The sequence below is a fragment of the Erwinia sp. S38 genome, from assembly GCF_016624545.1.
Taxonomy (GTDB): domain Bacteria; phylum Pseudomonadota; class Gammaproteobacteria; order Enterobacterales; family Enterobacteriaceae; genus Erwinia; species Erwinia coffeiphila.
On sequence record NZ_JACVTS010000012.1, the window covers coordinates 1 to 20,193 of the forward strand.

General features: G+C 57.7%; 17 protein-coding genes. 8 read left to right on the forward strand and 9 right to left on the reverse strand.

What is annotated here, in order from left to right:
* Nucleotides 1-50: 50 nt before the first annotated feature.
* The 6 genes from IBT46_RS14295 to IBT46_RS14320 all read right to left on the reverse strand — a co-directional run bounded on the left by IBT46_RS14295 (nt 51) and on the right by IBT46_RS14320 (nt 6,799).
* Nucleotides 51-1,370 (reverse strand): MFS transporter, encoded by a 1,320-nt coding sequence (locus IBT46_RS14295; protein ID WP_200546218.1) that lies wholly within the window; start codon nt 1,368-1,370, stop codon nt 51-53.
* A 147-nt stretch (nt 1,371-1,517) separates the two neighbouring features.
* On the reverse strand, nt 1,518-2,504 hold the full coding sequence (locus tag IBT46_RS14300; protein WP_200546219.1) for a spore coat U domain-containing protein: 987 nt from the start codon (nt 2,502-2,504) through the stop codon (nt 1,518-1,520).
* Nucleotides 2,501-4,909 carry a fimbria/pilus outer membrane usher protein gene (locus tag IBT46_RS14305; RefSeq protein ID WP_370569457.1) on the reverse strand — a complete coding sequence of 803 codons (2,409 nt, stop codon included), beginning with the start codon at nt 4,907-4,909 and terminating at the stop codon, nt 2,501-2,503. Before IBT46_RS14305 ends, IBT46_RS14300 begins: the two co-directional genes overlap by 4 nt.
* Nucleotides 4,910-4,927: 18 nt before the next feature.
* Nucleotides 4,928-5,650, reverse strand: a complete 723-nt coding sequence (locus IBT46_RS14310) for a molecular chaperone (RefSeq protein WP_200546221.1) — start codon at nt 5,648-5,650, stop codon at nt 4,928-4,930.
* Between the two features lie 28 nt (nt 5,651-5,678).
* On the reverse strand, nt 5,679-6,215 hold the full coding sequence (locus tag IBT46_RS14315; protein ID WP_200546222.1) for a spore coat U domain-containing protein: 537 nt from the start codon (nt 6,213-6,215) through the stop codon (nt 5,679-5,681).
* A 17-nt stretch (nt 6,216-6,232) separates the two neighbouring features.
* A complete protein-coding gene (locus IBT46_RS14320; RefSeq protein ID WP_200546223.1) occupies nt 6,233-6,799 on the reverse strand; it encodes a spore coat protein U domain-containing protein in 567 nt (188 codons plus the stop codon).
* Between the two features lie 514 nt (nt 6,800-7,313).
* Between IBT46_RS14320 and IBT46_RS14325 the strand changes: the two genes are divergently transcribed.
* Nucleotides 7,314-9,449 (forward strand): bifunctional diguanylate cyclase/phosphodiesterase, encoded by a 2,136-nt coding sequence (locus IBT46_RS14325; protein WP_200546224.1) that lies wholly within the window; start codon nt 7,314-7,316, stop codon nt 9,447-9,449.
* Nucleotides 9,450-9,514: 65 nt separating this feature from the next.
* A complete protein-coding gene (locus IBT46_RS14330; RefSeq protein WP_200546225.1) occupies nt 9,515-10,921 on the forward strand; it encodes a PLP-dependent aminotransferase family protein in 1,407 nt (468 codons plus the stop codon).
* A 44-nt stretch (nt 10,922-10,965) separates the two neighbouring features.
* On the opposite strand, the gene IBT46_RS14335 is transcribed toward IBT46_RS14330, so the two are convergent.
* Nucleotides 10,966-11,448 (reverse strand): YlaC family protein, encoded by a 483-nt coding sequence (locus IBT46_RS14335; RefSeq protein ID WP_200546226.1) that lies wholly within the window; start codon nt 11,446-11,448, stop codon nt 10,966-10,968.
* Nucleotides 11,449-11,644: 196 nt separating this feature from the next.
* On the opposite strand from IBT46_RS14335, the gene IBT46_RS14340 reads away from it, so the two are divergent.
* On the forward strand, nt 11,645-12,637 hold the full coding sequence (locus IBT46_RS14340) for a lysozyme inhibitor LprI family protein (protein ID WP_200546227.1): 993 nt from the start codon (nt 11,645-11,647) through the stop codon (nt 12,635-12,637).
* Nucleotides 12,638-12,648: 11 nt separating this feature from the next.
* On the opposite strand, the gene IBT46_RS14345 is transcribed toward IBT46_RS14340, so the two are convergent.
* Nucleotides 12,649-13,092 (reverse strand): hypothetical protein, encoded by a 444-nt coding sequence (locus tag IBT46_RS14345; protein WP_370569459.1) that lies wholly within the window; start codon nt 13,090-13,092, stop codon nt 12,649-12,651.
* Entirely contained in the window at nt 13,013-14,005 is a 993-nt protein-coding gene (locus IBT46_RS14350) for a transcriptional regulator (protein WP_200546229.1), read from the reverse strand. The genes IBT46_RS14345 and IBT46_RS14350 overlap by 80 nt, the downstream gene beginning before the upstream one ends.
* Nucleotides 14,006-14,267: 262 nt before the next feature.
* Between IBT46_RS14350 and IBT46_RS14355 the strand changes: the two genes are divergently transcribed.
* The 5 genes from IBT46_RS14355 to IBT46_RS14375 all read left to right on the forward strand — a co-directional run bounded on the left by IBT46_RS14355 (nt 14,268) and on the right by IBT46_RS14375 (nt 20,020).
* Nucleotides 14,268-15,704, forward strand: coding sequence for a circularly permuted type 2 ATP-grasp protein (locus tag IBT46_RS14355; RefSeq protein WP_105592490.1), 1,437 nt, complete (start codon nt 14,268-14,270; stop codon nt 15,702-15,704).
* On the forward strand, nt 15,698-16,627 hold the full coding sequence (locus IBT46_RS14360; RefSeq protein ID WP_200546230.1) for an alpha-E domain-containing protein: 930 nt from the start codon (nt 15,698-15,700) through the stop codon (nt 16,625-16,627). The genes IBT46_RS14355 and IBT46_RS14360 overlap by 7 nt, the downstream gene beginning before the upstream one ends.
* Nucleotides 16,627-17,427 (forward strand): transglutaminase family protein, encoded by an 801-nt coding sequence (locus tag IBT46_RS14365; protein ID WP_200546231.1) that lies wholly within the window; start codon nt 16,627-16,629, stop codon nt 17,425-17,427. The genes IBT46_RS14360 and IBT46_RS14365 overlap by 1 nt, the downstream gene beginning before the upstream one ends.
* 18 nt (nt 17,428-17,445) lie before the next feature.
* The gene (locus IBT46_RS14370) at nt 17,446-18,156 is read left to right on the forward strand and encodes a proteasome-type protease (RefSeq protein WP_200546232.1); all 711 of its coding nucleotides are present in this window, start codon (nt 17,446-17,448) and stop codon (nt 18,154-18,156) included.
* A 136-nt stretch (nt 18,157-18,292) separates the two neighbouring features.
* On the forward strand, nt 18,293-20,020 hold the full coding sequence (locus IBT46_RS14375; protein ID WP_200546233.1) for a GNAT family N-acyltransferase: 1,728 nt from the start codon (nt 18,293-18,295) through the stop codon (nt 20,018-20,020).
* Nucleotides 20,021-20,193: the final 173 nt, after the last annotated feature.

Genomic DNA, 20,193 nt, shown 5'->3' on the forward strand with positions numbered 1-20,193 from the left:
GAACGGCCATCTTTAACTGTGGGCAGTTACACAGAATTATTTACAGGCTCCTAAACCGTAATCGCCGGCTCGGACAAACGCCGAACCTGATACTGCTTCACCAGCCGCTTAATAATCAGCGTCCCTACCAAACCACATACCGCAGCAACACTCAGCCATACCCCCGGCATCGCCTTATCACCGGTAGCGTGAATCAGATAGCTGCACACCGCTGGCGTAAAACCGCCAAACAGCGCGGTCGCCAGACTGTAGGCCAGCGAAAACCCGGTTGCACGCACCTCGGCAGGCATCACCTCCGCCAGATACACCACCATCGCACCGTTATAACTGCCGTAAAGGAACGACAGCCACAGCTCCGCCTCCAGCAGATGGGCAAAACTCGGCGAACCAACCAGCCAGTGCAGCACCGGCCACGCAGTCAAAATCATCAACACGGTAAACAGCAACAGCAGCGGACGGCGGCCAAATCGATCGGATGCGGCACCCATCAACGGCAGCCAGAACAGATTGGAAACGCCGATGCACAGCGTCACCAGAAAACTCTGCTTATCGCTCATCATCAACACCGTCTTGCCAAACGTCGGCGTAAAAGCTGTGATCATATAAAACATCACGGTGGTGGTGACCACCATCAGCATACCCGCCAGCACCAGCGCCCAGTTGCGTGCCACCGAGCGGGTAATCTGCCCCATGGTGGGATGATGTTTACGCTGGCTGAAGGCTTCCGTCTCCTCCAGCGCACGGCGTATCCAGAACAGGAATGGCACGATCATGCAGCCAATCACAAACGGAATACGCCAGCCCCACTCGGTGACCTGGCCTTTATCCAGCAGATGATTCAGCCCCAGCCCCAGTAGCGCCGCGAAGATCACCGCAATCTGCTGGCTGCCGGACTGCCAGCTGACGTAGAACCCCTTTTTACCCTTTGGCGCAATCTCGGAGAGATACACCGACACGCCGCCCAACTCAACGCCGGCAGAGAATCCTTGCAGCAGTCGCCCCAACAGGATCAGCACCGGTGCTGCCATGCCCAGCGTGGCATAACCCGGCGTCAGCGCGATGGTCAGCGTGCCGATAGCCATCAGCCCCAACGTCAGCAGCAGCCCTTTACGGCGGCCCTGAAGGTCGATGTAGGAACCGAGAATAATCGCCCCCAGCGGGCGCATCAGGAACCCGGCACCGAAGGTCATCAGTGTCAGCATCAGTGAAGCGAAGGGGTCGTCGCCGGGGAAGAAGGTTTTGGCAATGGCGGTGGCGTAGTAGCCAAACACCATAAAATCGTACATTTCGAGGAAGTTACCGCTGGTAACGTTGAAGATCGTTCTGGCACCGCCCTGCTGCGATGAGGTGCTGACTGTCTCAGGGGTCATAGGGACATCCTTATTGTGGTTTCCCCCCGTTTTAGCCTGCCGGTAACGGTATTAATGTGATACACATCACCGTTACCGGGCACAGGATATTTACTTTGGTAACAAATAATTAACAATGCACATATTGATTAAAATCCGCACATTATTTTAAAACGACACATCCACCGACACCGAATCCAGATAGCTCCCCGCCGGCGGTGGCGTCTGGGTACTGATAATCAGCGCGCGATAGTTGAAGGTTTTGGTTAAACCATCGGTACTGGTCGAGCTGGCCGTACTGCTGTCAACGCGATCGGTACCGGTCGGCCCCCAATAGGTAGTACCGGTGGTTCCTTTATAAATCTGGTAGGCCAGCCGGTTACTGCCGGAGATCATATATCGCTGGTTGCCCACTGGATTACCGCCGTTGGTAATGCCGACGGTGTAGGTACTGCCTTTGGTGCAGATCACGTTCAGCGACTGGCTAACCGTCTGGAAGTTGGCGGGCAGCGGTGCGCTGCCGAAGTCAATGCCCGGCGCGGTGATGGTGGTGCAATCGCGCGTGACGGTCATATTCAGGGTGATCGGTAGAGATAAGGTGCCCTGCTGGCGGTTACCCAACAGACAGAGGTTGCCAATGCCAATAGCGGTACAGATGTCATAGGTAAATGTCACCGTCAGTACCACGGTATAGTTACCTGCCGCCACCACCGCGCCGGGCATCTGGCGCACATACAGCGGGATCGGAAAGCGATACCCATTCAACAACCCGGCGAGGTCCAGCAGGGTGCTGCGGGGAATAATCACCCCCGCGCCGCCCAGCGTAGCCACCGATGTGCAGTTGGGGTCGGTACACACCTGCAGCGGTATACGATCGGTACCCAGCCCAAGCGCCGCCTGCGTTGTGCTGGAGCTGAAAGTCGCAGTCGTCAGTCTGACGGTGATATTGTCGTTGCCCAGTAATGTTAATACCCCGGCGCCACAGTCTACGGTGTAGGTGCCATTCAGCGTGGTTTGCGCGGTGGTGACCGCAAACGAGGTCATGGTACCAAAGCTGGCCGTCGCACTGGTCGGGCTAAGCGTACAGGCGGCCTGCGCCAGCCATGACCCGCTCATCAGCAGGAAAAAGGTCAGGGATAAAAATACTCTTTTCATGGCGTTGTTCCTGAAGGGGACGACAGCGGACAGACCAGCGGACCGTAGGTCACCAGCGTATCAGGCAGTTCTTTCGGCAGCGTCAGCTCCGTCTCGCAGGTGCGCCCGTCCGGCGTGCGTGCACGAATCGGATTACGCTGTTCGAGGTTATCCATCCATACGATGCCATCCCAGCCCACCACTTCGGCCGGTGGAGCGGTGCGCGTAATCGCGGTGCCCACCGGCAGCGGCTGGCCGTGTTGGTCGTTGATAATGACGCTGGCGGCGCGCAGCGGTTTGATTTCCATATCCAGCAGATAGCCACTCTGGCGCTTCACCGAAACGCGTTTCTCCACGTCCTCGGTACCCAGATTAGCCGGCAGGTCGAGCGTATCGATATCATATTTAGCGGCATAGTTTGAGGTCACGCGCGGTACCAGGAGGTAGCCTTTACTGTTGGTCTGGCCCTGCAGCTGGTTCTCAAAGCGCACGCCGACATTCGGGTAGCCCGTTTTGACCAGTACGAAGGAGTCGGTCACCTGATTGGCGGCAAATAGCTGGCTGTCCATCAGCACCAGCGAGCCGTTAACCTGGCCCCATTTGGTCATGTAATCACCGTCACCGTAGAAGCCGCCGGAGGTTTCCACCTGTTGATTACGCCAGCGCAGGCTGCCCTGCCGGTAGTCTCCGCCGCTGCTCTGATTCGCCCAGGAAGCATCCCAGGCAAAACCGCCGTCGCTAGGCATGGAGCGGGAGACAAACAGCCGCTGGGAATTTTTACCCTGTGCATCACGCTCTACGCTGGCTCCGCCGCTTATCAGGGTACTGAAAGGCATGCTGAACGAAATGGCACCCGCCCAGTTATTGTCCAGGTTATCCCTGCTGGCAGAGACATAAATGCTGCTGCCTCCCCACAGGCCGCGGCTCCAGGTCAGGTTGAGCAGCCGGGTGCGCTCACCGTTGCCGCTGGTGATATCGATTAGCGCGGCGCCCAGACTGCCGTACCGATCCAGCGACAGACTGGCACTGTACTGTGCGCTGCGGCGGCTCAGCGTGTAGTAGTCCGGTTCGGCGTTGTTCAACGTCTCGGCATTCTTGCGGTCACCGTACAGTGCGAGGTTGCCATAGCCGCTGGAGCGCAGCATTTGCTGCACGCCCACGGAGAACCGGCTTGTGCTGTACTGATAGCCCCAGCTGTACTGATTGCCGCTTTGCCCCATCATCTGGCTCTGGCTGACGGAACCGTTGACCACGCCCAGCGCACCAATCCGCAGCTGACCGCCGCCGCCAAGCTGCGCGAGTGACTCGGCCGCTTCGCCGTGGCTCTCCAGAGTTAGCCAGTCGGTTAACCCATAGCGGTATGACCCGCTGGCGGTCAGCGGGCCGTAATCAAAGTTCTTCAGGCCGTAGTTCTCACGCAGTGCCCCGGAAGAAACCGCAAAGTCCGACAGGCCGCTCTGCAGGAGGTTACTGGCGACGTAAAACGGCAGGGTAGTGGTCACCTGGCGTCCCTGGGCATCGGTGGTCACCACCACCGCGCTGCCCGCACCGTTCACGAACGGCAGATTGGTCATCGACCAGGGACCGGGCTGCACGCTGTTAGTGCTGGTACGGTAGCCGTTCACAAACAAATCGACGGTGGACGGCACGGCCGCCTGGCCCGAGAACGTGGGCAGGGGATAGGTTATCAGGTCGGGGCGCAGTGAGAAATCGCGGGCCAGCTGAATGCCGCCGACGCGAACGCTGCTGCTCCATGGCAGGGAATCGGTGATCAGATCGCCCACCCGCAGGGTCAGCGCATTATCTTCATTTTGATTCGACCACCAGGTGTCATAGCGGGTATAACCATCGCCCAGATCGGCGTCGCCGGACAGCTGGCGTTGCACGATCCCGCTGTTGGAAAACTGTCCCCAGTTGCCAAACAGGCGTAGATCGTTCCAGGCTGAAATACGGCTGCCGCCGCCGTTGGTCTGGCTGCCGTAAACATTGTAGTTAAACAGCGCGCCTGAGCTGCTGCGGCCGTCATAGCGGGGGCCGTTATGGGTGGCTTTACCGAACGTCTGCTGCGGCAGCCATTCCGGCGGCACAGTCAGCTGCAGCCGCTGACCCCGGCGGTCATACTCGGCCTTAACGTTTTCCATCGCCGAGACGTCCATCATCGTTGAGTTAATCTTCGAACTGGGAATACCCACCTTCAGTAAATCTGCCGCGCGCATGACATAGTGATCGCCCTGGAACTGAACGCTGACCACCTCACCGGTATCATAGCCGTTTAACTCCAGCCCCAGCATCCAGCTTTGCGCCTCGCCCGTAGTGGCCTGCACCGCCGGCGGCGGCAGTGAATTCCACGTTTCGGCAACGACGGACAGCGGCAGGAGGCAGCCGTTCAGGCAGAGAATAGCCAGCTTCAGGGGAGTTGACGCCACAAAGTCAATCCTCATCGATTAGCGGGAACTGCGGCCGCGCCAGACGGTTTTATCACTCAATTGCGCACTCAGTTCGGCATTCGCCGTGGCCGGGAAACTGAGGGGGAAAGTATTACTGGAGTGCGGTAAAACGTAGCCGAGCAGGCTGTCGGACACAGTGCGACCGCCGAGCGAGACGTGGCTCAGGCGCGCGTGCCCGTTACCCTGGTTGGTAATTTCCAGCGCCTGATGGCCATCTTTGTTCACCAACTGCCAGGCCAGCTGCGGCTTATTGCTGGCCGCGCTGGCGCCGTTACCGTAGACGAAAAGCGGCACGGTATAGCGCATCTGGAAATTCAGCCCGGCCTGGTTTGGCGCCGTATTTTGCGCCTGGGGCGACGGGATTTCGTCGATCAAAATTCGGAACGCCGTTTCTTCACCGGCCGGGATCGGGGTCTGTTTCACCAGGCGGATCAGCTGTTTTTTTCCCGGTTCGATGCGCACCATCGGCGGGCTGGCCAGCACCTGCTGCTGCGTTTGATACTGATCCTGGCCGTTCTTCTGCTGCCAGAGGAACACGCGAACCTGCATCAGCGTGGTGTTATCTCCCCGGTTTTCCATCCACAGCTCGGTGGCTTTCTCATCGCTCGCAATTTTCGGGTCGATCGGCCACAGCAGTACCGAGTTTGCCGCCCAGGTATTCAATGTTGTTAAAGACGCTAAAAGCAGGAAGCCAGAGCCGATGATGTGCGCGCGTTTCATAATAAGTGGTTCCTTTTTTAAATATAAATCACCAGCTTAACGTTACCGTCAGCGTATCGGTGTAGGTGCCAGCCCGGTTAACCCTCGGGATCTGCGCCAGGCCATAAATCGGCAACGTAATATTGTTAGCATTGCTATAAGTGACGGCCAGAACCGTATTCAGTGGGATCGCCGTGGTGTGTGCGGCATTGGTAAACAGGCCGTAAGACACAATGTCGGTATTATTCGCGATCTTCATATTACGGCTGCTGTTGGCGTAGTTAAGCCCGCCGTTAATACTCATATACAGCGTGGTGCCCGGCGTGCAGGCCAGGGTGATGGTAGTATTGTTGGCAAAAACGGCGTTAGCCGTGGTGGCGGCAGAATTGATACCGGGCAACGTACCGAAATTTAGCGTACCTATTGCCCCTGGGTTAGTACCGGAAACCACGCAGCCATTAACGATACTGGCTTTCACCTCCACGGGGGCGGGGGCCGGCATTGACCACCCGCTGCTGCTGAACAGCAGCAGCGGAGTGAGTAAGTGCCAGTAACACAAAACTGACTTGATGCGGTCCGGCACCATACTTTATTTTCCAGTTATCAGTAGTTTACGGCCACGTTAATCGTATCGACATAAACTCCGACGGGGACGAGGGTGCTGTTACCGCCGGCGATTTTCCCGAAGATGGTGTAGTTATCGCCGTAGGTCTGATCGGCAGTACCCAGCGGGGTTACGGTGGTGTTATTCACAATCGGCGTGGTGGATGCTGCTGAAGGGTAAAGACCGTAAGCCACGCCGCGCGTTGGGTCGCTGGCACGAATCAGATAGCGCGCGCCGGTCGCGGGTGCGGTGCCGAACACGGTGGTGGGCGCCGTGTTAGTACTGCCGGTGATTTGCAGATTGTAGTCTTCACCGGCGGTACAGCGGACGAAAATACCCGCCCCCTGCGAACCGGTGACCGCCGCCTGCAGAGCCCCGAAGGTGGCGACCTGACTACCAAAGTTCAGCGTACCGAAGTTGGCGTTGGTGAGGGCCGGTTGTCCGTTGACCAGACAGCCGGCGGTTAAGGTCAGTGTTGCAGCGATGGTCCCGGTGGTTGCAGCAATCCCCGAGGTGGCCACACCCATAGTCAGACCACAGCCCAGCAGAAAAAGCTTTATTTTCATAACCATTCCTTAATGATTAGAGTGAGTAAAGAACTTTTTCGCCTGATGAAAAACCGCGTCAGTCACGCTAAACGCAGCAAGGATAATGGAAAAATAACGAAACTATGACTGAAGCGGACTTCGGTCATATTATGTTACCTGTCTTAACAGGTTAAATTATTTGAATTAACTATAGGCAGCGGATATCGCGCTGTGAAGCGCGTGCAAGAAAAAAAAATTAAATTATGGCGATGAAAGTCATCAATTAAAGTCCTGCTCCGGGTCGACGGATAGGAAACATTTTCAAGAATATTCTTACCCTGAACTAGGCGAAATTTTGAGGTGATGCTATTTTCACTCTGATGGAGAGGAAGATTAATAAACTTTATAAATTATAGGGATATTCTGCATGGTTAAATCAGCCTCTTTAATTATTTTCATCCCGTAGCGGCGGCTGGCTCCCAAAATCGATTCGGGTCAGTTCAGCTGAGACGGGGAGATTCACGCCCTGACACACAGATCCCGAGATCGTCACATGTTAATGAGTTCCTACAACCAGCTGCTGGTTATCATCTCGTTTATCGTCGCATTCCTTGCCTCCTATACTGCACTGGATATGTCCGGGCGGGTCGCGACCGCCAGCGGTAAAGCTGCCCGACTTTGGCTGTTCGGCGGTGGGTTCGCCATGGGCATTGGCATCTGGTCAATGCACTTTATCGGCATGCTGGCGATGAGCCTGCCGATGGTGATGAGTTATGACGCCACGCTGACTATTGTGTCGATGGTGATTGCCGTTGCGGCATCGATCTTCGCGCTGTGGACGGTTTGCTACGGTGAACTGCCCTGGTATCGGCTGAGTGTAGGCGCGGTGATCATGGGCAGCGGCGTAGTCGCGATGCACTACACCGGCATGGCGGCGCTGATGGTACAGCCGGGCATCGTCTGGCACTGGGGCTGGGTTGCGCTGTCGGTGTTGATTGCGCTGGTGGCTTCCGGGGCCGCGCTGTGGCTGGCCTTCCATCTTCGCCAGGGGACCAGCCATTTAACCCTGATGCGCAGCGGTGCGTCGCTGATTATGGGCATTGCCATTGCCGGCATGCACTACACCGGTATGGCAGCAGCCAGCTTCCCGATGGACAGCCACGCGACGCACATGGGGGTCAACAGCAACTGGCTGGCGGTGCTGGTGGTGGTGGTCACGCTGTCGATCCTCGGCATTACCCTGCTGATATCCATGCTGGATGCCCGCCTGCAGGCAAGGACTTCGCTACTGGCAACCTCGCTGGCGGAAGCCAACCGCGAGCTGGCCCAGCTGGCGCTGCACGATAACCTTACGCGCCTGCCTAACCGCATTCTGCTGGAAGACCGGCTCGATCAGGCGATCAACAAAGCCACGCGGGAAAACTCGAAGTTTGCCCTGATGTTTATGGATCTGGACGGTTTCAAGGGCGTTAACGATGCCTTCGGCCACCATATCGGTGACAGCCTGCTGATCGCCGTTACCGAACGAATGAAATCGCTGTTGCTGGGGCACCACACGCTGGCGCGTCTGGGTGGCGATGAGTTTGTACTGCTGATGGAGATTGAAGACCCCAACGATGCGGCGGTGGTCGCCGGTGCGCTGGTGAAAAGCATCGAGCAGCCGTTTGATATTTCCCGCTACGAGCTACAGGTCTCGCTCAGTATCGGCGTCGCCGTCTTCCCGGGGGACGGGGTTGATGAGCGGGAACTGATGTTTAACGCCGATGCGGCGATGTATTACACCAAGAACAAGGGACGTAACGGCTTCAGTTTCTTCCAGCCCTCAATGAACATCATCGCGCAGAACCAGCGCCAGCTGATCAATGATCTGTGGATGGCGCAGGACAACGGCGAGCTGCGCCTGTTCTATCAGCCAAAATTCCGTGCGCCGGACGGCCCGATCGTCGGCTTTGAGGCGCTGCTGCGCTGGCAGCACCCGCAGCGTGGCCTGCTGACGCCGGACGTTTTCCTGCCGCTGGCGGAAAAAACCGGGCTGATTATTAGCATTGGTAACTGGGTAATCAACGAAGCCTGTCGGCAGCTTCGCGTCTGGCACTTACAGGGCAACACCCGCTGGTCGGTGGCGGTTAACCTTTCGGCGCTACAGTTTGAACAAACCGGACTGGTGGAAACGGTGATTAAAGCGCTGTCGACCCATCAGATCCCGGCGGAGCTGCTGACGCTGGAGGTGACGGAAACCACGGCGATGCGCGATCCGGACGAAAGCATCCGCATTCTCACCCAACTGACCGAGCTGGGCGTGAAGGCATCGATTGATGATTTCGGCACCGGCTACTCCAGCCTGCTGTACCTTAAACGGCTTCCGGCCAGCGAGCTGAAAATCGACCGCGCCTTTGTGAAAGAGCTGCAGGAACAGACCGAAGATGCCACCATTGTTTCTGCCATTGTTTCTGCCATTGTGGCGCTGGCGCAAACTCTGAACCTGAAGGTGGTGGCGGAAGGGGTGGAAACGCCGGAACAGCAGCAGTTCCTGACCAGTCTCGGCTGCAATACCCTGCAAGGCTATCTGCTGGGTCGGCCTCTGGCGGCCGATAAGGTGCCCGAGCTGGCTGACTTTTTCACCGGTGATAAGCCGGAAGAGGTTGCGGAGAATGCGCCAGTACAGTCAAAGCCCGTTGATGCCGGGTGATTGTACTGTGCTCAACGGCTGACCTATAATAGTTCACTTTTTGATGACAATGGCCTGTAACAGTCGTGGCAAAATATGAACAGCTGGTGGCCCAAATCCGCCAGCAAATTGAAACGGAAATCTGGCTGCCCGGTGAAAAACTGCCCTCGCTGAGGGAGCAGGTCAGCCTGAGCGGCGTCAGCCTGATGACGGTGATGCACGCCTATCAGGTGCTGGAAAGCCAGGGATGGATTATCTCGCGCCCGCAGTCGGGCTACTATGTTGCGCCCCGCGCCGAATTTCTCAGCCAGCCGGTCAGCCATCAAAAGCTGCAGCTGGCCGAGTCGGTGGATATTAACGCGTTTATTTTTGACGTTCTGCAGGCCTGCCGCGATCCGCATATTGTCCCCTTTGGCTCGGCCTTTCCCGACCCGGAACTGTTTCCCCAGCGCCAGCTGATGCGGGCGCTGACCACCGTATCCCACAGCATGAAGCCGGTGGATGCCCTGCATAACCTGCCGCCGGGTAACGAAGCGCTGCGCAAAACGCTTGCCCAGCGCTATGCCCTGCAGGGGGTACAGGTCTCGCCGGATGAAATCGTCATTACCAACGGCGCGATGGAGGCGCTCAACCTCAGCTTACAGGCGGTGACCGAGCCGGGCGACTGGGTGGCGATTGAAAATCCGTCGTTCTACGGCGCGCTGCAGGCGATTGAGCGACTGAAGCTGAAAGCGGTGGCGATTGCCACCGATCCGCAAACCGGCATCGATCTGGATGAACTGAGCCGGGCGCTGGAAAGCTGGCCGATCAAAGCGATGTGGATGATGAGCAATCAGCAAAACCCGGTCGGCTGCACGCTGAGCCGGGAAAAAAAGCAGCAGCTGGTGGCGCTGCTGGCGCAGCATAACGTCACGCTGATTGAGGACGATGTTTACAGCGAGCTCTATTTTGGCAGCGAGAAGCCGCTGCCGGCCAAGGCCTTCGATCGCGACGATAACGTGCTGCACTGCTCGTCGTTTTCTAAAAATCTGGTGGCGGGTTTTCGCGTGGGCTGGGTGGCGGGCGGTAAACACGCCCAGCGCATTCAGCGCATGCAGCTGATGAGCACGCTGTCCACCAGTGCGCCGATGCAGCAGGCGCTGGCGACCTATCTGGGCACCCGCAGCTATGACCGCCATCTGCGGCGGCTGCGGCAGGTACTGGAGCAGCGCAAGAATCTGGCGCTACAGTCGCTAAAACGGCATCTGCCCGCCGGGGCGAAAATCAATGAGTCACGCGGTGGGTATTTCCTGTGGATTGAGCTGCCAAAACAGGTCAATACCACCGAACTGTACTACCGTGCGCTGGAGCAGAAGATCAGTATCGCGCCAGGGAAAATGTTCTCTTCCAGCGAGCAGTACGCGAACTATTTTCGCTTTAATACCGCGTGGTGGGATGAGACTCAGGAAGCCGCGGTGGCGAAACTGGGGGCGTTGATAAGCGAACTGTTATAGCGGCGATCGGCCCTGAAGGATGAACCGATCGCCAGCGGCAGGCATCAGATAGTGGCGGCGTTTTTCTGACCCCAGGTCAGATGGAACACGTCATAAAAGTCGACTTCGCCTTTCAGCGACAGCAGCTTGTTGATGCCCTGCTTGACGTTATCCGGCACCTTTTCGCTGCCGAGAATATCGTTCACCGCTTCCGGTGACAGGGTGCGGATGTAGTACCATTCGCCGTTGTAGCACACGCGAAGATCAAGCGTATCAATATCTTCAAAGCGGTACTTGGGGTTGATATCCATCAGCATCAGCCCGCTCATCAGCAGAACGAACAGCGTGGCTCCCCAAAACGCGGGCCAGCCGAGAAAATCGGTAGTAAAGATCAGCGCCACGGTCAGCACATAGCAGCCATACATAGAAGCCCAAAGGCCCGGATGGGTTTTCAGGAATTTAAAGCTGAAACGCGGCTTATTATCGCGCTGCTCCTCGCGATTGAGCGTATCGATCTCGCGCAGCAGTATCTGTTTAACTTCTTCCATTTTTCACCTCTGTTCAAAGAGCCCGGGCAGAGTGGAAGTAAATCACAGTTTCCGCTGTAACAGCAGACACAGTTTAGGGCTATTAAGCTATAACAGTTGTACGCAGAAGGGAGTTTGTAGCGACCTCGCGTGGCGCAGTGTAAGATTTTACCGATTCCCCCGGAAGGGCCGCTAACACAACAAATGGACAGGCATCATGGTTAACCACTCTCGCTTTTTACTGATTATTCTGCTGCTCCTGCTGGGGATGTCATCCGCCCAGGCGCTGGACTGCGGACGTGCCTCAACCGTGGTCGAGAACACCATTTGCGACAGTAAAGAGCTGACGTGGCTGGACCGCCTGTTCACCGATTCATTCCGCGATGTGGTGGTAGAAAACCCGCAGCGGGTGGAAAGTATTGTCAACAGCTGGACCCGCTCCCGCGACGCCTGCGCCAGCGATGCCTGCCTGCAGCGTGCCTATCTGAACGGTATTGGTCAGCTGTACGGCGTCCCGGCCTCGTTCGACTGGCAGGGCGTGTGGTGGAATACCACCTCCACTCACGGCAACGGTGGAAAAATCCTGATCCATGGGGCTGCCGACTGGGGTTTTAAGATGGATGCGACCGTCTGGGGCGGCGTCTACAGCTCGGTGCTGAGCGGGAGTGTCAATGATGACTACGGCGTTGGCTTCACCAATGAAATTGCCTGGGGTGGCCACTGCGCGATCGTTCTGGTGCCGCGTGCCGACGGTAAACTGGAGGTTAGCAGTGATAACGGCGGCAGCTGCGATATGCTGCTGCCGGGGGAGATGGCGATTGACGGTGTGTACGTTAAAGCCGCCAGCGATCCCCGCCCACCCGCCACGCTATTGACCCTGGGGATATTTCCTAACAAAGCCCTCGACGATCGCTTCCGCGAGCTGGTGGGCGATGACTATCAGCAGTATCTGGCGACCGCGACCAGCTTTGTGTACAGCGCGGATGAGGACAGCCTGGGCGCAACGGTGTTAACGCTGTGGGTGAAAGGCATGGCCAATCGTCAATCGGCGATGATTATGTACACACCTGACGGGAAAATCTGGGCGTTGCGCGTGGAGCCGGGGAAAAATAACAAGGGCATTCAGCTGCACTATGCCACGACCGAGAAAGATAAAACCCGTATGCCGAAAACGCTGGCAAACTGGCGCTCAAGGTTCAGCGAACAGTGAGCGCCGGGCGTCTAGTGGTAGTTGAAAATCTGGCCTGACGGGGTGATCAGCAGCTGCTCATCGCCGAATTCCAGCGTTTCGAAACGCACGCCGTTGTTCTGCGCGTAGCCGAGAATATTTTTAATCATTCGCGCCGAACCGCTGTCGGCGTAGTAAATCTGATGATAGTTAAACGCCACGCTGTGGGCGCTGGTGCGCTTCTGCTCCAGACTGACCTTCGCTAAAAAGCGGTTATCGTTCGGGCTCGTCAGCGTCATGATCGCCGTTTTATCCTGGATAATAAAACGGGTGTCATAAATTTCCCGCTGGCGCGCCAGCAGATCGTAATAGCCCAGCTGCAGGCTTGAGCCGGTAAAATCGCGGCTGAACAGATCCTTATTGCCGAGCGGCAGCAGCTTTAGCAGCGCTGCCGTCAGCACCAACAGCAGCATTATCGCCAGCAGACTTATCGACACAGTTCTCCATTTCATTAATTTTTCTCTCGCCTTCACGATAGATCAGCGCGCTCAGCTGCGCGCCATCCGTTCGCCAGTTGATAATGTTCATCGCCAGCTGCCTGCGATTGCAGCGGTTAATGAAGGTCATGGTGTAGTTCAGCGCGGTGCCGGAGGTAAAGAAAAACACCTCCATATTGACCTGGCGATTTTTCAGATACTGATTCAGTGAAAACAGCACCGGCCCCAGCTGCTTATTCAAATCATCGGAGGCGGATGAACCGTCCCAGCCGCGGCGGACTTCCACCAGGCGGATATTGCTGTAGGCGACCGAATTCTTTTCCTGTAGCTGCGTCGGCGAGGCGGTGAAATAGTTGCGGGCGACAACCACTAAAAGGGCGGCCAGTATGATGACCTGGCCCAGCACCAGCCAGCGCCAGAAGCGGGCTTCTTCGGCGGGAGCGGCGACGATAGCCGCGACAGGGCGATCTGGCTGCGCGTGCGGCTGAACGACAGCCTCAGCGGCGTAATCTGCGTCCGTTTCGCCCTCAGTCAGAGCCTCTTCGCGGACAGATGCCTCGGCGGGCTGCGGCAGGATATCCGCCAGAGTAATAAACTGGCAGAACTCCGCTTCGAGAATATAGCCCTTCTTCGGCACGGTTTTAATAATTCGCTGCTGCTTGCCGTCATCCTCCAGCGCCAGGCGCAGAGCATGGATGGCGTTCGGCAGGCTGTTATTGCCTATTACCCGCCGTTCCCACACCAGGTTAGTCAGTTCCTCACGCGTCAGCGTTTCACCCGCATGCTCGGCCAGAACCTGTAGCAGTTTAAGCTGATACTCGCCAAGACGACGCTGTTCCCCGGTGACCTGATGGATCAGCGAGCCGGAGGCATGGTCAATCAGCCAGTGATGAATGATAAGAGACGGAGTCATAGGTACCGTTAGGCAGAAGTTTGTCACTGAATATTATGACGGCTGGCGGCCAGTTAGCGCAACTTACCCGTCTTTTTTGTGATCGCGCACCGTTCTGGTGCGAAAGAAAGAGCACGCTTCATTTTCAGGCATTTTGCTAACAAATCGGCCGTTTTCCCCTGGTGCTGCGCTCATACGCCTCGCGGGGTGCCTGCCTCCACGAGGATACTGGCACGCTTTGTGCAGCTTTGAATGTGGGTTCACAGACAGCGGTAGGGAAATCATGAATCAAAGCTATGAATTAGCGTCGCACTTTTATGATGAAATGTTGCTGAGCGATGGACACTATCGTCAACACTATCGGGAATACTGGCAGTGGCTACAGCAGGCTGACCAGCAGGCGATTGCGCGTAAGCGCGAAGAAGCGGAACTGCTCTTTCACCGCGTGGGAATTACCTTCAATGTTTATGGCGAAGACGGCGGCGCGGAGCGGCTGATTCCGTTCGACAGCGTGCCGCGTATTATACCCGCTGCGGAGTGGGCGATGCTCGACAAAGGCATTCGCCAGCGCGTCCAGGCGCTGAATGCCTTCCTGCACGACATCTACCACGATCAGCATATCCTGAAATCCGGCATTATCCCTCCCGAACAGGTCCTGGTTAACGAGCAGTATCAGCCCTGCATGCAGGGAATTAACCTGCACCGCAATATCTATGCGCACATCACCGGGGTGGATATGGTCCGCAACGGCGACGGCGAATACTACGTATTGGAGGATAACCTGCGTACCCCGTCCGGGGTGTCCTACATGCTGGAAAACCGCAAAATGATGATGCGGCTCTATCCGGAACTGTTTGCCGATCAGCGCATCGCGCCGGTTGAGCGCTATCCTTCACTTCTGCTGCAAACCCTGCGCGAAAGCTCGCCGGTCAACGACCCGGTGGTGGTGGTACTCACGCCCGGGCGTTTCAACAGCGCCTATTTCGAACACAGCTTCCTCGCGCAGCAGATGGGTGTAGAGCTGGTGGAAAGCGCCGATCTGTTTGTGAAAGACGGAGCGGTGCTGATGCGTACCACCGCCGGACCGTGCAAGGTGGATGTGATCTACCGCCGCGTCGACGATGCCTTCCTCGATCCCCTGGCTTTCCGCCCGGATTCGATGCTGGGCGTTCCCGGCCTGCTGTCGGTTTACCGCAGCGGCAATGTGGTGCTGGCCAACGCTATCGGCACCGGGGTGGCCGATGACAAATCCATCTATCCCTACGTGCCGGATATGGTGCGTTTCTACCTGGATGAAGATCCGATCCTCAACAACGTGCCAACCTGGCAGTGCCGCCGCCCGGAGGATCTCTCCTGGGTGCTGGCGAACCTGGAAAAACTGGTAGTAAAAGAGGTTCACGGCGCCGGCGGCTACGGCATGCTGATCGGTCCGGTGGCCAGCCGCCAGCAGCTGGACGATTTCCGCGCGCTGCTGAAAGCGCGGCCGCAGAACTACATTGCCCAGCACACGCTGGCGCTCTCTACCTGCCCAACCTTTGTCGAACAGGGGCTGGCACCGCGCCATATCGATCTGCGGCCGTTTGCTCTCAGCGGCGCGGAGATCCGCCTGGTGCCCGGTGGTCTGACCCGCGTGGCGCTGACCGAAGGCTCGCTGGTGGTCAACTCCTCGCAGGGTGGCGGCACCAAGGATACCTGGATTCTGGAGGATGACGCATGCTGAGTCGCACGGCTACTGGCCTCTACTGGATGGCGCGCTATCTGGAGCGCGCGGAAAATATTGCCCGGGTACTCGACGTCACCAATCGTCTGTCGCTGATGCCGGTGCGCGGCAGCCACAACAACGAACTCCGCGTACCGCTGAACCTCACTAACACCAGCGAACTTTACTGGTCGGTCAGCGACGCGCTGGCGATGCCGCAGCTGTTCAGCTTTTTTGCCCTCGACGACCGTAACCCTGCCAGCATTTATAACTGCTGGCAGGCGGCGTGGAACAACGCCCACGCGGTGCGCGGCAGCCTCTCTTCGGAGGTATGGGAAAGTATCAACTCCAGCTGGATAGAATTGCGCAAAATCCGGCGACGCGGCGTCGGCAGCGGCGGGGCGGATGCGTTCTTTGACTGGGTGAAAGAGCGCTGCCATCTGTTTCGCGGGGCGATGTTTGGCACGCTGATGCGCGGCGATGCAATGAACTTTATCCGCCTCGGCACGCTGCTGGAGCGCGCCGACTGTACTGCACGCCTGCTGGATGCGTATCAATACCTCTCGGATGCCGACGACGACACGGTGCGGGAATACTACCGGCTGGATACGCTGCTGCGCTCGGTTTCTGCCCGTGAAGCCTATCACAGCATCTACAAGCAGCAGCTGGCGGCGGAGGGCGTGAACGAAATGCTGATCCTGCGCGAGGAAAGCCCACGATCGCTGCGATCCTGCGTAGAGGATATCGCCGGGCTGCTCGAACAAATCGGCAGTAGCGGAGAGGATCGTCCGCGCTATCTGATCAGCGTGCTGCACGCGCAGCTGCGCTTCAGCAGCAAAGAATCGGTACTCGATCGCGGACTGCACGCCTGGCTCAGCGCCTTTCTGGGCGAACTGGCAACGCTGTCTGACAGCATTCATCATACCTATCTGGAGGCGAAATAATGCAGCTGACCATCGAACATAAAACCTGTTTCAGCTATCAGGACCCGGTGACGCAGAGCACCCAGTACCTGCGCCTGACGCCGCAGGATTCTGCCCACCAGCGGATTATTTCCTGGGAGCTGCGGCTGCCGGGCGAGGCGGTCTGCACCACCGATGCCTGGGGCAACGTACTGCACGTGCTGACGCTGGATACACCGCATCAGGCGATTGAAATTGAAGCCCGTGGCGTGGTGGAAATTATCGACGGCGGCGAGTTTGCTGCCGATGGGGCCAACGCGCTGTCGCCGCTGGTGTTTCTGCGTCAAAGCGCGCTGACCCTGCCGGATGAGGCCATCCGCGACTTTGCCCGCCGCTATTACCGCCCTGAAGCGCCGCTGGAGAGTCTGGAGCGGCTGATGGGCGAACTGCTGCTGAAAATGCCCTGGCAGCCGGGCAGCACCCGGGTGACCGATTGCGCGGCGAAAGTCTTTGCCGCCGGCAGTGGCGTTTGCCAGGATCATAGCCACGTATTTCTTGCCTGCTGTCGCAGTTTGCAGATTCCCGCACGTTACGTCAGCGGCTATCTGTATACTGACAATGTTGAGCACGTGGCAACCCATGCCTGGGCGGAAGCGTGGATCGACGACAGCTGGCACAGCTTTGATATCACCAATAACACCCGCAGCATCCGTCAGCACCTGAAGCTGGCCGTTGGCGTGGACTATCTGGATGCCTGCCCGGTTCGCGGTATGCGACTCGGCGGCGGCAGTGAGGACATGCAGGCGGTCGCCGCAGTGCAGCAGGTGAATTCGCAGCAGTAATCTTTAATCGGGAAAACTATGACCTATTGTGTGGCAATGCGCTTATCGTCAGGGATGATTTTTGTTTCCGACTCCCGTACCAATGCGGGCGTGGATCATATCTCCTCTTTCCGTAAGCTCCATGTATTTCAACAGGATGATGAGCGGACGCTGGTGCTGCAAAGCGCCGGCAACCTTGCCACCACGCAGAGCGCGTTAAGCCTGCTGCGCCGGGGCTGTGAAGACGGTAAAAAACCGAACCTGATGAGCTGTAGCAATATGTACGACGTGGCGCTGCTGGTGGGCGAAACGCTGCGGACGGTGATCAAACGCGATGGTGAAGAGTTTGGCGGCACGCTGCTGCTCGGCGGGCAGATCAAAGGAGAAGAGCCCCGGCTGTTCCAGATCTACCCGCAGGGCAACTTTATTGAAGCCAGCACCGATACGCCGTATTTCCAGATTGGCGAAAGCAAATACGGCAAGCCGATTATCGACCGCGTACTGCGCTACGATACGCCGCTGGATCAGGCGATGCAGTGCGCGCTAATTTCCATGGATTCCACTCTGGCGAGCAATATCTCGGTCGGCTTGCCGCTGGACGTGATGATCTATCCGGCGGACAGCTTCAGCACCGCGCAGCAGTATCATATTACCGAGAAGCACCCTTACTTCTCGCAGATCCGCCAGCTGTGGAGCAGCGGGCTGTTAAGCGTTTTCTCCCAGCTGCCTTCCCTACAGCTGGAGGAGTAATCTTCTCCCCGATTTAACCCCCTCGCCGCGCGGTAAAACAGACCGCGCTGCGCTGTCTTTTTTTCGTCATTTTTTTGCCATGTTGGCGTCACTCCCGATGGTTAGTGTGCGGATAAAACACCCGGGAGATAAGCCTGTGTTTACTATTGAAACCGTACTTGAAGACCTCTATCCGCAGCGTGAAACCCCTTCCTGGCAGAAAAGCGTTCTGCGCCGCCTGCTGCATGAAAAAGAGTTCCAGCGATTCAACCAGCGCTATAAACACCTGAAAGGGCTGGATATGGTCGAACAGGTGCTGGAATACCTCGATGTCAGCTGTGAACTGAGCGAGCGCGATCTGGAGCAGATCCCCAGCCAGGGACCGGTGGTGATCGTCGCCAACCATCCGCTCGGTACGCTGGATGGCCTGGCGCTGCTGCATGCGGTGTCGCAGGTGCGGCGCGATGTGAAAATCGTCACCAATCGCCTGCTGAACTGTCTGGAGTCGCTCAGCAGCCTGATGGTGCCGGTGGATAATATGGGTAACCGCACCAGCCGCCAGCAGGTCGCGCTGATGCAGGATCAGCTGGAAAGTCAGGGCGTGCTGATCTTCTTCCCGGCGGGCGAGGTTTCACGCTTCGGCAGCAAAGGAGTGAAGGACGGCAAATGGAGCCACGGTTTCCTGCGGCTGGCCGCACGCTACCGCGCGCCGATCGTGCCGATCCACGTCAGCGGCCGCAACAGCGCGCTGTTTTACCTGACTTCAAAAATCTACCAGCCGCTGTCGATGCTGCTACTGGTAAAAGAGATGTTCGGCAACCGCGGTGAGCGGCTGAAGCTGAAAATCGGTGCGCGTATTCCCTACGCCAGCTGGCACGACGGCCGTACCCCGGCGAAAGAGCTGGCTGCACGCTTCCGCCGCCACCTGTATCGCGTGGCACAGGGCAAATCCGCGCTGTTCCAGACCGAAGCGGCCATCGCCCGCAGCGAAGACCGCGCGGTGCTGAAACGCGCGCTGGCGGGCTGTGAAGTGCTGGGCAAGCTGCCCGATGGCAAAACCATTTACCTCTATCGCCGCAACGGCGAGGACTACGTGCCGATCCTGCGCGAGCTGGGACGGCTGCGTGAAATTGCCTTCCGCGCGGTGGGTGAGGGCAGCGGCACCCGCCGTGACCTCGACGACTACGACGACGATTATTACCACCTGATCCTCTGGGACGAAGAAGCGCTGGATATCGTCGGTGCCTACCGCTTTATTCCCACCGCCGAGCAGTTCGAACGCAAGGGGCTGGACGGCATCTACAGCCACAGCCTGTTCCACTACGATCACCAGATGAATCCGGTGCTGATGCAGGGCATTGAACTGGGCCGCAGCTTTATCCAGCCGGCCTACTGGGGCAAACGCGGCCTCGACTATCTGTGGATGGGCATTGGTGCTTATCTGGCGAAGTACCCGCAGTACCGCTATCTGTTCGGTCCGGTGTCTATCTCCGGCGGCCTGCCGCTGGCGGCGCGCGATCTGTTGGTGGCTTTCTATCGCCTCTATTTCGCGCCGCTGCTGCCGCTGGCCACTTCGCGCCGCCCGTATCCGGCCTCGTTACCTGACGTGCTGGCCCAGTTCAGCGGCGATAACTACAGCGAAGATCTCAAGCGCCTGAAGCGCCTGCTGGCCAACCTCGGCACCGGCATTCCGCCGCTGTACAAGCAGTATTCCGAGCTGTGTGAAAGCGGCGGCGTGCAGTTTATCGACTTCGGCAGCGATCCCGATTTTAACCACTGCATCGACGGCCTGGTGCTGGTGGACCTTACCCGGCTGAAAGAGAGCCGCTTCCAGCGCTATATCGCCATTCACCAACAGCCGGAGCAGGAAACTGCCGTCGTCTGACGCCTGTCCCCTTTCGCCACAAACGCTTAGGTTAATAAAATGGCTAACGTTTGTGGCATTTTTGATTCAACCTGCTGGATATAAACTGAATACATTCCGTGCGTTAGCGCTAATTCCCTGAACAATGAGGGGAATTTTTTAATCGTTACTCTCAGAGTAACGATTTGGCACGA

What these genes read in the sequence shown, in the direction of transcription:
- IBT46_RS14295 (WP_200546218.1), bottom strand. Translation starts at nt 1,370, where the DNA reads ATGACCCCTGAGACAGTCAGCACCTCATCGCAGCAGGGCGGTGCCAGA.
- IBT46_RS14300 (WP_200546219.1), bottom strand. Translation starts at nt 2,504, where the DNA reads ATGAAAAGAGTATTTTTATCCCTGACCTTTTTCCTGCTGATGAGCGGG.
- IBT46_RS14310 (WP_200546221.1), bottom strand. Translation starts at nt 5,650, where the DNA reads ATGAAACGCGCGCACATCATCGGCTCTGGCTTCCTGCTTTTAGCGTCT.
- IBT46_RS14315 (WP_200546222.1), bottom strand. Translation starts at nt 6,215, where the DNA reads ATGGTGCCGGACCGCATCAAGTCAGTTTTGTGTTACTGGCACTTACTC.
- IBT46_RS14320 (WP_200546223.1), bottom strand. Translation starts at nt 6,799, where the DNA reads ATGAAAATAAAGCTTTTTCTGCTGGGCTGTGGTCTGACTATGGGTGTG.
- IBT46_RS14325 (WP_200546224.1), top strand. Translation starts at nt 7,314, where the DNA reads ATGTTAATGAGTTCCTACAACCAGCTGCTGGTTATCATCTCGTTTATC.
- IBT46_RS14335 (WP_200546226.1), bottom strand. Translation starts at nt 11,448, where the DNA reads ATGGAAGAAGTTAAACAGATACTGCTGCGCGAGATCGATACGCTCAAT.
- IBT46_RS14340 (WP_200546227.1), top strand. Translation starts at nt 11,645, where the DNA reads ATGGTTAACCACTCTCGCTTTTTACTGATTATTCTGCTGCTCCTGCTG.
- IBT46_RS14350 (WP_200546229.1), bottom strand. Translation starts at nt 14,005, where the DNA reads ATGACTCCGTCTCTTATCATTCATCACTGGCTGATTGACCATGCCTCC.
- IBT46_RS14355 (WP_105592490.1), top strand. Translation starts at nt 14,268, where the DNA reads ATGAATCAAAGCTATGAATTAGCGTCGCACTTTTATGATGAAATGTTG.
- IBT46_RS14360 (WP_200546230.1), top strand. Translation starts at nt 15,698, where the DNA reads ATGCTGAGTCGCACGGCTACTGGCCTCTACTGGATGGCGCGCTATCTG.
- IBT46_RS14365 (WP_200546231.1), top strand. Translation starts at nt 16,627, where the DNA reads ATGCAGCTGACCATCGAACATAAAACCTGTTTCAGCTATCAGGACCCG.
- IBT46_RS14370 (WP_200546232.1), top strand. Translation starts at nt 17,446, where the DNA reads ATGACCTATTGTGTGGCAATGCGCTTATCGTCAGGGATGATTTTTGTT.